General features: G+C 72.5%; 11 protein-coding genes. 5 read left to right on the plus strand and 6 right to left on the minus strand.

Annotation, left to right across the window (positions count from 1 at the left end):
- Positions 1–47: 47 nt before the first annotated feature.
- Complete coding sequence (locus tag Nocox_RS12025) at positions 48–854, minus strand: UTRA domain-containing protein (RefSeq protein WP_020545974.1); 807 nt, start codon at positions 852–854, stop codon at positions 48–50.
- Between the two features lie 205 nt (positions 855–1,059).
- On the opposite strand from Nocox_RS12025, the gene Nocox_RS12030 reads away from it, so the two are divergent.
- Both Nocox_RS12030 and Nocox_RS12035 read left to right on the plus strand, forming a co-directional pair.
- Positions 1,060–1,398: a hypothetical protein gene (locus Nocox_RS12030; protein WP_157383344.1), complete on the plus strand. Its 339-nt coding sequence runs from the start codon at positions 1,060–1,062 to the stop codon at positions 1,396–1,398.
- Between the two features lie 157 nt (positions 1,399–1,555).
- Positions 1,556–4,036, plus strand: a complete 2,481-nt coding sequence (locus tag Nocox_RS12035) for a glycoside hydrolase family 3 N-terminal domain-containing protein (RefSeq protein WP_084685843.1) — start codon at positions 1,556–1,558, stop codon at positions 4,034–4,036.
- 4 nt (positions 4,037–4,040) lie between these two features.
- Here the strand turns inward: Nocox_RS12035 and Nocox_RS12040 are convergent, their stop codons facing one another.
- A complete protein-coding gene (locus Nocox_RS12040) occupies positions 4,041–4,583 on the minus strand; it encodes a snapalysin family zinc-dependent metalloprotease (RefSeq protein WP_020545976.1) in 543 nt (180 codons plus the stop codon).
- Positions 4,584–4,721: 138 nt separating this feature from the next.
- Between Nocox_RS12040 and Nocox_RS12045 the strand changes: the two genes are divergently transcribed.
- The gene (locus Nocox_RS12045; RefSeq protein ID WP_157383345.1) at positions 4,722–6,620 is read left to right on the plus strand and encodes an ABC transporter ATP-binding protein; all 1,899 of its coding nucleotides are present in this window, start codon (positions 4,722–4,724) and stop codon (positions 6,618–6,620) included.
- Here Nocox_RS12045 and Nocox_RS12050 read toward each other — a convergent pair.
- The 4 genes from Nocox_RS12050 to Nocox_RS12065 are packed head-to-tail and all read right to left on the minus strand — an operon-like array spanning position 6,559 to position 11,085.
- Positions 6,559–7,905 carry an erythromycin esterase family protein gene (locus Nocox_RS12050; protein WP_020545978.1) on the minus strand — a complete coding sequence of 449 codons (1,347 nt, stop codon included), beginning with the start codon at positions 7,903–7,905 and terminating at the stop codon, positions 6,559–6,561. The two genes, Nocox_RS12045 and Nocox_RS12050, sit on opposite strands and share 62 nt — an antisense overlap.
- A gap of 9 nt (positions 7,906–7,914) precedes the next feature.
- Entirely contained in the window at positions 7,915–8,805 is an 891-nt protein-coding gene (locus tag Nocox_RS12055) for a carbohydrate ABC transporter permease (protein WP_020545979.1), read from the minus strand.
- Position 8,806: 1 nt separating this feature from the next.
- Positions 8,807–9,736: a carbohydrate ABC transporter permease gene (locus tag Nocox_RS12060; protein WP_020545980.1), complete on the minus strand. Its 930-nt coding sequence runs from the start codon at positions 9,734–9,736 to the stop codon at positions 8,807–8,809.
- Positions 9,733–11,085, minus strand: a complete 1,353-nt coding sequence (locus Nocox_RS12065) for an extracellular solute-binding protein (protein ID WP_026214923.1) — start codon at positions 11,083–11,085, stop codon at positions 9,733–9,735. The genes Nocox_RS12060 and Nocox_RS12065 overlap by 4 nt, the downstream gene beginning before the upstream one ends.
- A 300-nt stretch (positions 11,086–11,385) precedes the next feature.
- Between Nocox_RS12065 and Nocox_RS12070 the strand changes: the two genes are divergently transcribed.
- Positions 11,386–13,836 carry a glycoside hydrolase family 3 N-terminal domain-containing protein gene (locus tag Nocox_RS12070; RefSeq protein WP_020545982.1) on the plus strand — a complete coding sequence of 817 codons (2,451 nt, stop codon included), beginning with the start codon at positions 11,386–11,388 and terminating at the stop codon, positions 13,834–13,836.
- Complete coding sequence (locus tag Nocox_RS12075; protein ID WP_020545983.1) at positions 13,820–14,851, plus strand: LacI family DNA-binding transcriptional regulator; 1,032 nt, start codon at positions 13,820–13,822, stop codon at positions 14,849–14,851. Before Nocox_RS12070 ends, Nocox_RS12075 begins: the two co-directional genes overlap by 17 nt.
- The last annotated feature ends 37 nt before the right edge of the window (positions 14,852–14,888 follow it).

The following is a 14,888-nucleotide window of genomic DNA, read 5'->3' on the forward strand; positions in this document are numbered from 1 at the left end:
CCCCGTCCGGCCTCCCGCCGGGCGGGGGTTTCCCCTTGTGCCGTCAATCAGAACTCGTCGTACCCGGAGACCTGGCCGATGGAGAAGATGTGCCGGTTCGCCGCGCAGATCGTCTCCAGGACGTGGATGGGAGTGTCCTCGGTGGAGTAGCTCGCGCGGAGCACCTGGATGATCCACTCACCGGGTTCGAGTTCCAGCGTCTCACGCTCGAAGGTGGTCGGCGGACGAGCGGTCAGGTTCTCCTCCGCGTGACCGAACGAGTAACCGAGCGCGGTCAGCGCGGACTGAAGCGACGGCTTCACGAACTCCGGCTCCGCGATCCTCGTGTCGCCGAACAGGTCCGCACGGAAGTAGCTGGTCGCGATGCGTACGGGCACGTCGTTCGCGATCATCATCTTGCGCCGCGCCACGATGTCCGTACCGGGTTCGACCCGCAGACAGGCCGCGACATGATCGCCGGCGGGTTCGAGCCCGACGTAGAGCATCCGGCGATCAGCTTTGAGCCCCTGCCGTTCCGCTTCCGCCAGGAACAGGGACTTGGACCCCCTGACCGCGGGTTCGGTCGGCAACGCCCGCTGCACCAGCACCCGAGGGGCAGGCGAGGCAGGACCCTCCGGCGCACGAGCCGTCGGCCCCTTTCTCATCTGTGAAATGCGTCCAGGCGAGACTCCCAGCCGCCCGGCGATCTCTTCCAGGCTCATTCCGGACTCCCGCGCCTCCGCGATGGCCTGTCGGCGCATCTTGGCCGCCTCGGTAACCAATCCCTGCTCCTCGGTCATGAGTCGGCTGAGCATCCGGGCTCGTTCCACGGGATCGTTGACCTGCGCGACTTCTCTCAGCGTCTTCAAGTCCATCCGGGCGTTGCCTCCTCAGGGACCGACATTCGGCGCACTTTAGGCCCCCTATTGCGAGGGCCTTGCCAGAGCTCTACTCTCGACTTTAGCCCCCCTAAAGCGGGGCCCTTTAGTAGACCCCCACCTACGGGACGAACGGTGCTTGCTCCATAGCCCAGCCAGGACACGAGCGTACGCATCGTGGCTTCTTGGGCAACGTGGCACGGTGGTGGGCATCCTGCTCAACGGCACGCTGGCGCTCATGGAACTCGACGGCGAGCCCAGCGAACCGCTCGGTGGCGCACGACGCTGGCCCATTCACTGGGATGACCTGCTGGTGTACTCCGTGGACGCCGGGCCGGCAAACGCCGAAGACGGCTACCGGCTGGGACTGTCCGGCCTGGAACGAGACGCCGTTCAGCATGCCGTACACGGTGACAGCGGAACGAGTCTCTGCGGCGAGCCGGCACATCCGCTGCCGATCTGCGGATGGTCGTTGCCATTCTCACCGGGGACGGCTCGGGCCTGTCCCGCCTGTGTCCGCTTGGCAGCGGAGATGTCATAGGACCGTCCGTCTCCGGGGAAGGTGAAAGTTTCACCTTCCCCGGGGCGTTCGCGCTGGTGCCGGGGGAGGGGCGGGCAGCCTGGATGGGCGCGGCGGTGCCGGTGACCTACAGTGCGCTTGGGAGCGCTCCCAAAAAGGCAGCCGAGGGTGGAGGGCCATGAGAAGCACGAGCGGGAAGTGGGCGGCGCGGGTGGCGGTGACGGTGCTCGCCCTCGCGGCGCTGAGCGTGCCGGGCGTGCCTGAGGTGCCCGGAGCGCCGGGCGGCGGGCCGCGGGCGTACGCGGCGGCGGCGCTGCCGTACCAGGACCCCACGCTGCCGGTGCCCACCCGGGTCGGTGACCTGATGTCGCGGATGTCGCTGGACGACAAGATCGGGCAGATGACGCAGGCCGAGCGCGGCTCGGTGAGCGCCGCCGACGTCACCGCCTACCGGCTCGGCTCGGTGCTGTCCGGCGGCGGCTCCGCGCCCTCGCCGAACACGCCCGCGTCCTGGGCCGACATGTACGACAGATTCCAGAACGCCGCCCTCGCCACCCCGCTCGGCGTCCCCATCCTGTACGGCGTGGACGCCGTGCACGGCCACAACAACGTCGTGGGCGCCACGATCTTCCCGCACAACATCGGCCTCGGCGCCGCCCGCGACCCCGCCCTGGTCCAGCGCATCGGCCGCGCGGTCGCCGAGGAGGTCTCCGGCACCGGCGTGGACTGGAACTTCGCGCCCTGCCTCTGCGTGGCCCGCAACGACCGGTGGGGCCGCACGTACGAGTCGTTCGGCGAGACCCCCGCACTGCCGTCCGAGATGACGACGTTCATCACCGGCCTCCAGGGAACGGCACTGAACGGCCCCGCCTCCGTGCTGGCCACCGCCAAGCACTACGTCGGCGACGGCGGCACCACCGGCGGCACCGACCAGGGCGACACCCAGCTCTCCGAGGCCGAGCTGCGGGCGATCCACCTGCCGCCGTTCCGCGCCGCCGTCGAGAAGGGCGTCGGCTCGGTGATGATCTCCTTCAGCAGCTGGAACGGCGCCAAGCTGCACGGCCACCAGTACCTCGTCACGACCGTGCTCAAGGGCGAGCTGGGCTTCACCGGCTTCGTCGTCTCCGACTGGAACGGCATCGACCAGATCGACGGCGCCCCCGGCGCCTCCGCCTCCGACGTGCGCGCGGCCGTCAACGCCGGCATCGACATGGTGATGGCGCCGACCTCCTGGCGGCAGTTCATCGACCTGCTGCGGGCCGAGGTCCAGGCCGGCCGGGTGAGCACCGCGCGGATCGACGACGCCGTGCGCCGCATCCTCACCAAGAAGTTCGAGCTCGGCCTGTTCGAGAAGCCGCTCACCGACCGCTCCTACACCGCGACCGTCGGCTCCTCCGCGCACCGCGCCATCGCCCGCGAGGCGGTCGCGAAGTCGCAGGTCGTGCTCAAGAACAGCGGGAACGTGCTGCCGCTCGCGCCCGGCGGCAAGATCTTCGTGGCGGGGAAGAGCGCCGACGACATCGGCCTGCAGAGCGGCGGCTGGACGATCTCCTGGCAGGGCTCGGCCGGCGCGATCACCCCCGGCACCACCATCCTCCAGGGCATCAGGAACGCCGCGGGCTCCGGCACGACCGTCACCTACAGCCGCGACGGCGGCGGCGTCGACGGCTCCTACCGGGTGGCGGTCGCGGTCGTGGGCGAGACGCCGTACGCGGAGGGCGAGGGCGACCGGCCCGGCTCCCTGGGCCTCGACAGCACCGACCTCGCCACGCTCTCCACCCTGCGCGCCGCCGGCGTCCCGGTCGTGGTCGTGCTGGTCAGCGGCCGGCCGCTGGACGTCGCCGCCCAGCTCCCCGGCTGGAACGCGCTGGTCGCCGCCTGGCTGCCGGGCACCGAGGGCCAGGGGGTGGCCGACGTGCTGTTCGGCGCGGTCAAGCCCACCGGCAAGCTGCCCATGACCTGGATGAACAGCGCCTCCCAGCAGCCGATCAACGACGGCGACGGCAAGACGCCGCTGTTCCCGTACGGGTTCGGCCTGACCTACGACGGCACGCCCGGCGACACGACGCCGCCCACCGCTCCCGGCACGCCGTCGGCCGCCGACGTCACCTCGTCGTCGGTGCGGCTGAGCTGGGCCGCCTCCACCGACGACGTGGGCGTGACCGGCTACGACGTGGTCCGGGTGACGGGCTCCGGCGAGACGGCCGTGGCCTCCTCCGCCACGCCCGCCGCGACGGTGAGCGGCCTCGCCGCGAGCACCGCGTACACCTTCGCCGTGTACGCGAGGGACGCGGCGGGCAACCGCTCGCCCCGCTCGGCCACGGTCGCCGTGACCACCCGCCCCGACGGAGGGACGGACGGCTGCTCGGTCACGGCGAGCGTGCAGAGCCAGTGGGGCAACGGGTACGTCGTCCAGGTCACCGTCACCAACACCGGCACGAGCGCGCTCACCGGCTGGGCCGTGACCTTCACGCTGCCCACGGGCCACCAGGTGACCGGCTCGTGGAACGCCACCCTGACGGCGAGCGGGCAGACCGTCACCGCCAGGAACGCCCCGCACAACGGATCGCTGGGGCCGGGCGCGAGCACGTCCTTCGGCTTCCAGGGCAGCCGCCCGGCCGGCGACACGCGCCTGCCGGACGGCTACCGCTGCGGTTGAGGCGTCAGCGGCCGGCGTGCAACCGGTCGAACTCGTGCAGCCGGCCGAACTCGACGAGCGGAGCGGCGGAGCCCGCGAAGGCGCGGTCCACCGCCGCCCGCTCGGCGGCGCTCGGGTAGGCGTTGGTGCAGCTCGTGGGCGCGCTGGAGCCCGACATCAGGTCGGTGCAGAGGCCGGTGCGCCGGTCGGGCAGGCCGAGGATGTGGCCGATCTCGTGGGCGGCGATGCGGACCGGGTGGTAGCCCTGGGAGGTGGCCTGGCGGCCCATCCAGACCGTGCCGCGGCCGAGGCTGGTCGGCAGGGCGCGGGGCCAGCCGTTGTCGGCGATCACGGTGAAGTGCGCGGGCGTGCCCTTGACCAGGCGGACGTTCGCCACGCTCGCGTTCCAGATCTGGGCGGCCTGGTCCACGGCGGAGACGAACTCGGCCGCCCGGCTCGTGTCGTACCTGAGCACCGTGACCAGGGCGGTCGCGCGGGCCGGGGTGGCGACCTGGAGCAGGGAGAGGCCGAGGACGAGGGAGAGCGCGAGACGTAGGCGTCGGGGCATGGGATCCTCCGGGGGTGGGGGGTGGCTGTCACGGTACGCGCGCCCCCGCGCCTCGACACCCTGTCAGATTGCCCCTATCACGGTGTTATGGCCTTCGCCGACCGGGAGCCGGCCGGTCCGGACGGGCACACTCACGTCATGCCCGAAGATCCTTCCGAACCCCGCTCCCGGCCCGCCACCGAGCAGGACCTCGAACTCGGCGAGGTCGCCCCCTACTCCTTCCAGGTCCACAACGACACCATGGCCGCGATCGGCTTCCTGACCATCGCCAGGCGGCTGCCCTCGCTCATCGCCGAGGCGCTGCGCCTGGCCTGGTCGGCGAGCCCGCGCGACACCGTCACCACCGTCACGCTCAGCCTGCTCGGCGGGATCGTCACCGCGTTCGGGCTGCTGGCCACCACCGGCGCGCTCACCGCGCTGCTCAGCGAGGGCCCGACCCCCGGCCGGGTGATGGCCGCCCTGCCCAGCCTGGCCCTGGTCGCCGCGGCCGCGGTGGCCCGCGCGCTGCTGCAGGCGGGCGCCGGGTGGGCCGAGGCGCGGCTCGGCCCGCAGCTCGAACGGGCCGCGGAGGAACGGCTGTACGGGCTGACCAGCCGGGTCGAGCTGGTCGCCTTCGACGACCCCGAGTTCCACGACGCGCTCGAACGCGCCGAGGGCCACGGCGCGGGCGTCGTCGGCGTCGTCGTGTCCGCCGCCGTCGACGTCGTCACCTCGCTCGTCAGCATCGCGGCGGCGGCCGGCGTCCTCGGCGTGCTGCACCCGGCGCTGCTGCCGCTGCTCCCGCTGGCCGTGCTGCCCGACGCCTGGGCCGCGATCCGCGCCGCCCGCCAGCGCTACACCACGGTCCACGGGCTCGTCCCGGCCCGCCGGCGCAAGTACATCATCGGCCGCCTGCTGGCCGAGCGTGAGTGCGCGGCCGAGGTCCGCGCCTTCACCATGCGCGCGTTCCTGCTGCGCGTCTACGACAAGGTGGCGCGGGCCGAGCAGGAGGAGATGCTCAAGCTGGTCAGGCGGCAGACCTTCACCCGGCTGGCCGGCCAGGCGCTCGGCGGCCTCGGCAGTGCCCTCGTCTACGTCGCGCTCGGCGTGCTGCTCGCGGCCGGGGCGATCCCGCTGGCCGTGGCCGGCACGGCGGTCCTCGCGATCCGGTCGGCCCAGGGTTCGCTGTCCAGCCTGCTGTTCACCACCAACATGCTGTACGAGCAGGGGCTCTACTTCACCGACTTCCTGCGCTTCTGCGCCGACGCCGAGCGCCGCCTGGTGCCGCCCCGCCCGCGGCCCGCCCCCGAGGGCTTCGACCGCATCACCGCCGAGGACCTGACCTTCACCTACCCGGGCGCGGAGAAGCCGGCGCTGCGCGGCGTCTCCGTCGAGATCAAGCGGGGCGAGATCGTCGCGTTCGTCGGCGAGAACGGATCGGGCAAGACCACCCTCTCCAAGATCCTCGCCGGTCTGTACGAGCCCGACACGGGGACCGTCCGCTGGGACGACACCGACCTGCGCGAGGTGGACCCGGAGGCCCTGCGCGCCCGCACCGCCGTGATCGCCCAGGACCACACCCGCTGGCCGCTCACCGCCCGCTACAACATCACGATGGGCGCGGACAAGGGCGAGCGGGCCCTGCACTCGGCGGCGACGGTGGCGGGCGCCGACGAGGTGATCGCCGGGCTGCCGCACGGCTACCGCACCCTGCTGGACCGCCGGTTCAAGGACGGCCAGGAGCTGTCCGGCGGGCAGTGGCAGCGCATCGCCGTGGCCCGAGGCTTCCACCGCGACGCCGACCTGCTCATCTGCGACGAGCCCACGGCGGCGCTCGACGCCCGCGCCGAGCACGCGCTGTTCGAGCGCATCCGCGGTCACGCGGACGGCCGCACGGTGCTGCTCATCACCCACCGCCTGGCCAGCGTCCGCCTCGCCGACCGCATCTACGTGCTGGACCACGGCGAGGTCGTCGAGCAGGGCGGCCACGACGCGCTCATGGCGAGGGGCGGGCTCTACGCCGACCTCTACACCCTCCAGGCCGCCGCCTACCGGTGAGCTGGGCCAGCGGGGTGGAGGCGGTGGCGGTGTGGACGAAGGCCAGGCCGTCGAACTCCTCGCCCGGCACCACCGGCATGAACGCGAACTTGGCGGTGAGCCGGCCGGCGACCGCGCCGAACGCCCTCAGGTGCGCGGTGCCCGCCAGCCACTCCGCCACGGCGGCCGGCCGTTCCCCGCCGCGCAGGTCCACGACGTGGTCGGCGGGGCAGGCGGCGGCCAGCCGCGTCTCCACGGCGAGCGGCGTCCCCGCGGGCGGCACCCGGAACGTCCGCGTCGTCGGCCGGTCCTCCGGCGGGGGAGAGCCGAACCGGAGGAACCGGGGCCGGCGGCGCAGCCGGGACCTGGGGATGGCGCGGAACGCGCCGGAGCCGAAGAGGGCGCCGAGGGCGTAGTAGGCCGCGCCGTGCGCGTCGGCCAGGTGGCGTCCCATGGTGGGTGCCCCGCCGATGCGGCCCTTGCCGACGTGGCCGTTGTGCGCCCACAGGACGACCTTCGCGCCGGGCTCGGCGAGCAGCAGGCTCGCGTTCTCCGCCATGTGGCGGTCGCGGGCCGCGCCCAGGGTCAGCGCCGGGTCGGCGTGCGTGAAGGGACGGCACGACAGCTCGGCGGCCTGGCCGACGACGCGCGCGGCCTCGCGGACCGCCTTGAGGACCTCGCCGGGGCCGCGCCCGGCCATGTCCGCGGCCGTGTGCTCGGCCGTGTGCCCGGCCGTGCCTCCGGCCATGTGTTCGGCCACGTGCTCCGTCAGTCGTCGTGCCGCGGCCTCTACCTCGGGCCCCAGGGGTTCGTCGCGCCCCCACCGCGACCGGGCCAGCACCTCCAGAGGGTCGAGCAGGTCGCCGGCCGCCCCGTCCAGGAGCTCGCGCAGGGTCCGCAGCGCCGCGCCCGGATGTTGCGGATCGACGCCGGCGAACCCCACGGGCCGCTCGGCGGTGCGGTTGTGCTCGCGCAGCCACTCGACCACGGCCAGCATCTCCGCGGTGTCCAGCGTCCAGAAGCCCAGCCCGGCGACCGCCTGCCTGGCGTCGCCGCGGCCGGTGCGCACGTGCTCGTCCACGGCCCGCGCCGCCGCCGCGCTCGCCTCGATCGCGACGGTGGTGAAGCCCAGCTCCCGCACCAGGAACTCGGTGAGGCGGCGGCGCAGGGAGAAGAACTCGGCGCTGCCGTGCGTGGCCTCGCCCAGCCCGGCCAGCCGGACGCCGTCCAGCGCGGCGCGGAACGGGGCGAGCCCGTCGAGCGGGACCGCCCGCCCGGCGAGCCAGCGGGTGATCTCGTCGTGCACGCGCCCAGGCTACTTGCCGAACCCGGCGGTGAGGCCCGCGAGGAGCTGGCGGCGGCCCAGCACGTACAGCACGAGGATGGGCAGCGTGGTCAGCACGACCGAGGCGAGCACCGCCGGCACGTTGATGCTGTACTGGCCCTGGAAGCTCCACAACGCCAGCGGCAGCGTGCGCTGCTCCGGGCTCTGCGTCAGGATCAGCGGCAGCAGGAAGCCGTTCCAGATGGTGAGCGCGTTGTAGATGGTCACCGTCACCACGGCCGGGCGGGTCAGCGGCAGCGCCAGGTGCCACAGGGTGCCCCACTCGCTGGCGCCGTCCAGCCGCATCGACTCGAACAGCTCCTTCGGCACGTCCCTGATGAAGTTCGACAGCACCAGCACCGACAGCGGGATCGCGAACGCGATCGACGGCAGGATCAGCGCCAGCAGCGTGTCGTACAGGTGCAGCCTGATGATGATCAGGTAGATCGGGATGACCGTGGCCTGGAGCGGGATGGCCAGCCCCATGAGGAACAGCGAGTTCGTGGAGCGCAGGAAGCGGCTCCCGCCGCCGCGCACGATCGCGTACGCCGCCATGAACGACACCGCGACCGCCGGCGCCACCGCCCCGACCGCCACCACCAGGCTGTTGACGAAGTAGCGGATGAAGTCCGCCTCGATGACCATCTGGTAGTTGGCCAGGGTGGGCTCGGACGGCGGCGCGAACGGGTTCTCGGCGTAGTAGTTGCTCTGCGACTTGAAGCTCGTGATGACGATCCAGTAGATCGGCACGATCACGACGAGCAGCCAGAGCCAGCTGATCGCGCCGCCCAGCCAGTTGGGCCGCTCCCCGATGCGGCGCCTGGACGGGCGGGCGTGCTGGGCCGCGGTCTGCGACGGCCCCTTGGTCAGCGTCGTCGCCATGTCAGGCCCCTTCCAGCTGGCTGGCGCTCGCGTCCCGGCCGCCGAGCCGGCGCAGCAGGAGCGCCAGGACCAGGCCCACCAGAACCAGGATGCAGGCGATCGCGCTGGCCGGGCCCATGAGGTTGGCCTGGAAGCCGCGCTTGTACATGTCGAGGGCGAGCACCCGGGTGGCGTCGCCGGGACCGCCCGCGGTCAGCACGAAGATCAGGTCGAAGAACGTCAGCGAGCCGACGACCATGAGCGTCGAGGACGTGATGACCGTGTACTTGAGCTGCGGCAGCGTGATGCTGAAGAACTTGCGCACCCGGCCCGCGCCGTCCAGCTCGGCCGCCTCGTACATCGAGCGGGGGATCTGCCGCACGCCGCCCTGGTAGATCAGCGAGTGGAACGGGATGAACTGCCACGACACCACGAAGATCACCACGCCCATCGCCAGGGCGGGCTCGCCGAGCCAGTCCTGCACCAGGACGTCGATCTGCAGCCCGGCGCCGAGCCCGAAGTTCGGGTCGAGCAGCGCCTTGTAGGTGATCGCGATGGCCGCCGAGCTGAGCAGCAGCGGGATGAAGTACAGCACCGCGAGCACCGCGCGGTAGCGCTGCTGCCCGGCCAGGAACACGCCGATGAGGATGCTCGCCGGCGTCTGCACCAGCCACGACAGGGCCATGACCAGGAACGTCACCCAGAGCGCGTGCGGCAGCCCGGGGTCGGCCAGCACCGCCCGCCAGCTGTCGAAGCCCGTGACGCTGATGTCGCCGAGCCCGTCCCACGAGGTGAAGCTGAGCAGGAGCACCCCGATGAGCGGGATCACGCCGAAACCGACGAAGAACACGAGGGCCGGCACCGCGAGCCAGGGGAGCGCCGAGGCCCCCCGGCCGCCGGGCGCGGCGGCCGGGGGAACGTTCCGCCCGGACGGGAGGGGGATGACGCTCACTTGCCGATGACCGCGTTCATGTTCGAGGTGAACTGCTGCGGCGAGATCGACAGCTGGAACAGCTTGGAGATGTTGTCCAGCAGCACCTCGGCCGCCGTCGGGCTGAGCGCCTGGTCCCAGGACTGCGCGAAGGACTTGGCGTTGACCGCGATGCCGTAGACGAAGTTGAGGAACTCCGCGTCGGGGGAGCCGGCGAACGCCGAGTCGGCGCCCTTGACGATCGGCACCGCGCCGGTGCCCACCCAGTCCTTGACCGACTCGTCGCTCACCAGCTCGGTGGAGAAGAACTTCTTGGCGATCTCCTTCTGCTCGGGCGTGGCCTTGGAGGAGATCGACATGTACTGGCCGGGGTTGCCCACGGTGTTGCCGGGGTCGCCCTTGCCGCCGTCGACCGGCGGGAAGTTCATGTAGCCGAGGTTGCCGCCGGAGACGAAGTCGCCGCCGTCGGTCTTCATGCTGCCGTACGTCCAGCCGCCGTGCAGCATCATCGCGGCCTTGCCGGTGTAGAGGAGCGCCTGGTCGGCGTTGGAGTCGGCGGTGATCGAGGAGAAGCCCTTGACGAAGCCGTTGGCCTTGATCAGCTCCTGCATCTTGCCCAGGGCGTCGAGGGCGGCGGGGTGCGACCAGGCGTCCTTCTCGCCGTCGAAGACGGCCTGGAAGACCTCGGGGCCGGCGATGCGGTCGAAGAGGAACTCCAGCCACATCATGTTCGTCCAGCGGGACTGGCCGCCCAGCGAGAACGGCGCGATGCCCTTGGCGTTGAACTTCGGCACCAGGTCCATGATGTCGCCCCACGTCTGGGGCGGCTGCGCGCCGATCTTCTCGAAGGCCCGCTTGTCGTAGTAGAGGACGATCGGCTGCATGGTCTCGCACGGCATCGCGTAGATCTTGCCGTCGATCGTGGCCGCGCCGAACGAGGAGGGGAAGAGCCGGTCCTTGAGCTGCTGGTTCTGCTCGAAGAACGGCGTGAGATCGTCGACCTGGCCGGCCTGCACGTAGCTGCGCAGCGTGCCGCCGCCCCAGCCCCAGATCAGGGTGGGGGCCTGGCCGGCGCCGATGGCGGTCTTGATCTTCGTCTTGAATGCGTCGTTCTGGAAGGTCGTGCCTTCGATGGTGCCGTTGGGGTTGGCCTTGTTGAAGCGCTCCATGGTCCTGGTGCGCACGCCCTCCTGCGGCTGCGTGGACAGGTACCAGTAGGTCGCGCTGCTGCCGCCTCCTCCGCCGCCGGTGCTGGCGGCGGTGCCGGGCCTGGTGGGCCCGTCGCTGCCACAGGCGGCCAGGGCGGCTCCCAGAGGAACGCCCATGGAGAGGCTGAGGAACGTGCGGCGGGAAGTAGTCCTGGTCTCCACGCTGATCTCCGTACTCGAACGCCGGGGGGGTGGGCGCGCGCCCCTTGAACTAGGGATGCGAGGTGAGCTTGTCGAAACATTTGCGACATGCCGCGTGGCACGCCAATCTAGATTTCGGCAATGTGCCTGTCAAGACCGCCGCTCCACGATCCCTCGCTATTCGAACAGGGGTCGAGTAAAGTACGCTGGCGCGGCGCTTAGCTGCGCATCTGGTGACGAGGAGGTCTCGCTCAGAGGTCGCTGACGGCGTCGAAACATTTCGAAAAACTAACGCTGATATTCGGCTTTTAAGGAGCACAGATGACGGCCGTCGAGCGGACTCCCGAGGTGGGCGGCGCGCTCCGCCCGTGGCAGGACCCCACCCTCCCCGTGGCGGACCGGGTGGAGGCGCTTCTCCGGGAGCTGACCCTTGAGGAGAAGATCGGCCAGCTCGGCAGCCGGTGGATCGGCAACGACATGCAGGCCGAGCCGGCGGCCGGCGTCGACGGTGTTGATCAGGTTGACCCCGGCGAGGACGCCGCCATCAACGTGGCCCCCATGCAGGACGTGTTCGCCGCCTCCGGCACCGTCCCCCTCGCCGAGGCCGTCAGGCACGGCCTCGGCCACCTGACCCGGGTGCACGGCAGCGGCCCCGTCACGCCCGAGGAGGGCGCCGCCGAGGTGGTCAGGTTGCAGCGGGAGGTCATGGCGGCCTCGCGGTTCGGCATCCCGGCCATCGTGCACGAGGAATGCCTGACCGGGTTCACCGCCTACGGGGCGACCGTCTACCCGGCGGCCATCGCGTGGGGCGCGACGTTCGACCCGGAGCTGATCGAGCGGATGGCGGCGGCGATCGGCCGCGACATGGCCGCGGTCGGCGTCCACCAGGGCCTGTCGCCGGTCCTCGACGTGGTGCGCGACTACCGGTGGGGGCGGGTCGAGGAGACGATGGGCGAGGACCCGTACCTCGTCTCCATGCTCGGCGCCGCCTACGTGCGCGGCCTGGAGAGCGCCGGCGTCATCGCCACGCTCAAGCACTTCGCCGGCTACTCCGCCTCCCGCGCCGCCCGCAACCACGGGCCGGTGCCGATGGGCCGGCGCGAGCTGATGGACATGATCCTGCCCCCGTTCGAGGCCGCGATCGCGCTCGGCGGGGCCCGCTCGGTCATGAACTCCTACTCCGACGTGGACGGCGTGCCCGCCGGGGCCGACCCCTGGCTGCTCACCGAGGTGCTGCGCGACGACTGGGGCTTCACCGGCACCGTCGTCTCCGACTACTGGGCGGTCCCGTTCCTCGCCACCATGCACCGCGTGGCCGCCGGCACCGAGGAGGCCGGCGCGCTCGCCCTGGCCGCCGGCATCGACGTCGAGCTGCCCGACACCCTCGGCTTCGGGCAGCACCTGGCCGAGCTGGTGCGCCGCGGCGAGCTGCCCGAGGAGCTCATCGACCGCGCCGCGCGCCGGCTGCTCACCCAGAAGGCGCAGCTCGGGCTGCTCGACGCCGGCTGGACGCCGGAGCTGTCCGTGGCCGGGGCCGCCACCGTGGACCTCGACGGGCCGGCCAACCGGGAGCTCGCCCGCGAGCTGGCCGAGCGCTCGATCGTGCTGCTCGACGCGGGCAGCGCGCTGCCCCTGCTGGACGAGGGCCGCGCCGCCCCGCGCCGGGTGGCCGTCGTCGGGCCCTGCGCCGACGAGCCGCGCACGTTCATGGGCTGCTACGCCTTCCCCAACCACGTGCTGCCCCGCCACCCCGGCCTCGGGCTCGGGATCGAGGCCCCGAGCCTGCTCGACGCGCTGCGCGCCGAGCTGCCCGGCGCCGAGATCGTCCACGAGCGGGGCTGCGACGTGCAGGGCGGCGACCGCTCCGGCTTCGCGGCCGCGACCGCCGCCGCCCGCGAGGCCGACCTGTGCGTGGTGGCCGTCGGCGACCTCGCCGGGCTGTTCGGGCACGGCACCTCGGGCGAGGGCTGCGACGCCGACGACCTGCGGCTGCCCGGCGTGCAGGAGGACCTCGTCACCGCGCTGGCCGCCACCGGGACGCCGGTCGTCGTGGTGGTCGTGTCGGGGCGGCCGTACGCGCTGGGCGAGGTGCACGCCGCCGCCGCCGGGCTCGTGCAGGCGTTCATGCCCGGCGAGGAGGGCGGCGCGGCCATCGCGGGCGTGCTGTCCGGCCGGGTCCAGCCGTCGGGCCGGCTGCCGGTGCAGATCCCGCGCGGGCACGGCGGCCAGCCGGGCACCTACCTGCAGCCGCCGCTCGGCGCCGACAGCGACGGCATCAGCAACCTCGACCCGACGCCGCTGTTCCCCTTCGGCCACGGCGCCTCCTACACCGCCTTCACCCTCGACGACCTGCGGATCAGCGACACCGAGGTGCCGACCGACGGCGCGTTCACGGTGAGCGCGCGGGTGCGCAACACCGGCGGGCGGGCCGGTGACGAGGTCGTCCAGCTCTACCTGCACGACGTTCTCGCCCAGGTCACCCGGCCGGTGCGGCAGCTCGCCGGGTTCGCCAGGGTCCGGCTGGAGCCCGGGGAGGCGGCCCGCGTCACCTTCCACGTGCACGCCGACCGCACGGCCTTCACCGGACGCGATCTGAGGCGCATCGTGGAGCCCGGGGACGTCGAGGTGCTCGTCGGCACGTCCGCCGCCGACCTGCCGTGCCGCGGCGTGGTCCGGCTGACCGGCCCGGTCCGGGCCGTCGGCCACGACCGGCGCCTCGACACGCCCGTCTCCGTGGACGTACAGGAGGGGATCGATGCCGGCCAGTCCTAGGCGTGCCACCCTCGCCACGGTCGCGGCCTCGGCCGGGGTGTCGGTCGCGACCGTGTCCAAGGTGCTCAACGGGCGCAGCGACGTCGCCCCGGCGACCCGCTCACTGGTCGAGTCGCTGCTGCGGCAGCACGACTACGTGGCGCCGTCGCCGCGCCGGGGCGAGAGCGCCGGGACGGACACGGTCGAGGTGCAGTTCGACTCCTACATCAACGCCTACTCGACCGAGCTCATCCAGGGCCTGGTCAACACCGGGGTCGAGCTGGGCGTCGGCGTCGTGGTCAGCCTCAAGCGGGAGGCGGCCCGCCCCGGCTCCTGGGCGCGCGAGCTGGCCGCCGCGGGACGGCGGGCGCTCATCGCGGTCACCAGCGAGCTGACCAGCGGCCAGCTCACCGCGCTGGCGCGGGCGCGGGTGCCGCTGGTCGTCATCGACCCGCTCAACCTGCCGCGCGCCCGGGTGACCAGCGTCGGCTCGACCAACTTCGCCGGCGGGCTGGCCGCCACCCAGCACCTGCTCGGGCTCGGGCACCGGCGCATCGCCTACATCGGCGGCCCGCCCTCCGCCGCCTGCAACCAGGCGCGGCTGCACGGCTACCGGGCGGCGCTGGAGGCCGAGGGCGTCTCCGTGCCGCCCTGCTACACGCACTTCGGCCACTTCCGCTACCAGGACGGGCTGGAGTACGGCGCCGCCGTGCTCGACCTGCCCGAGCCGCCCACGGCGATCTTCGTCGGCTGCGACGAGACCGCGCTCGGCGTCATGGAGGCGGCCCGCGCGCGGGGTCTGCGCATCCCCGAGGACCTCAGCATCGTGGGCTTCGACGACACCCAGATCGCGCGGATGGTCTCGCCGCCGCTGACCACCGTCCGCCAGCCGCTGCGCGAGATGGGCAGCGTCGCGCTGCGCACGGCGCTGCGCCTGGCGGCGGGCGAGCCCATCGACTCCCATCACGTCGAGCTCGCCACCGAGCTGATCGTGCGCGGCTCCACGGCGGAGGTGACCTGCTCGCGGCAGGTCTGAGAGACGCCACGCCCGGGTAGGACCCGGTGATCGGGGG

The sequence above is a fragment of the Nonomuraea coxensis DSM 45129 genome, from assembly GCF_019397265.1.
In the GTDB taxonomy this organism is placed as follows: domain Bacteria; phylum Actinomycetota; class Actinomycetes; order Streptosporangiales; family Streptosporangiaceae; genus Nonomuraea; species Nonomuraea coxensis.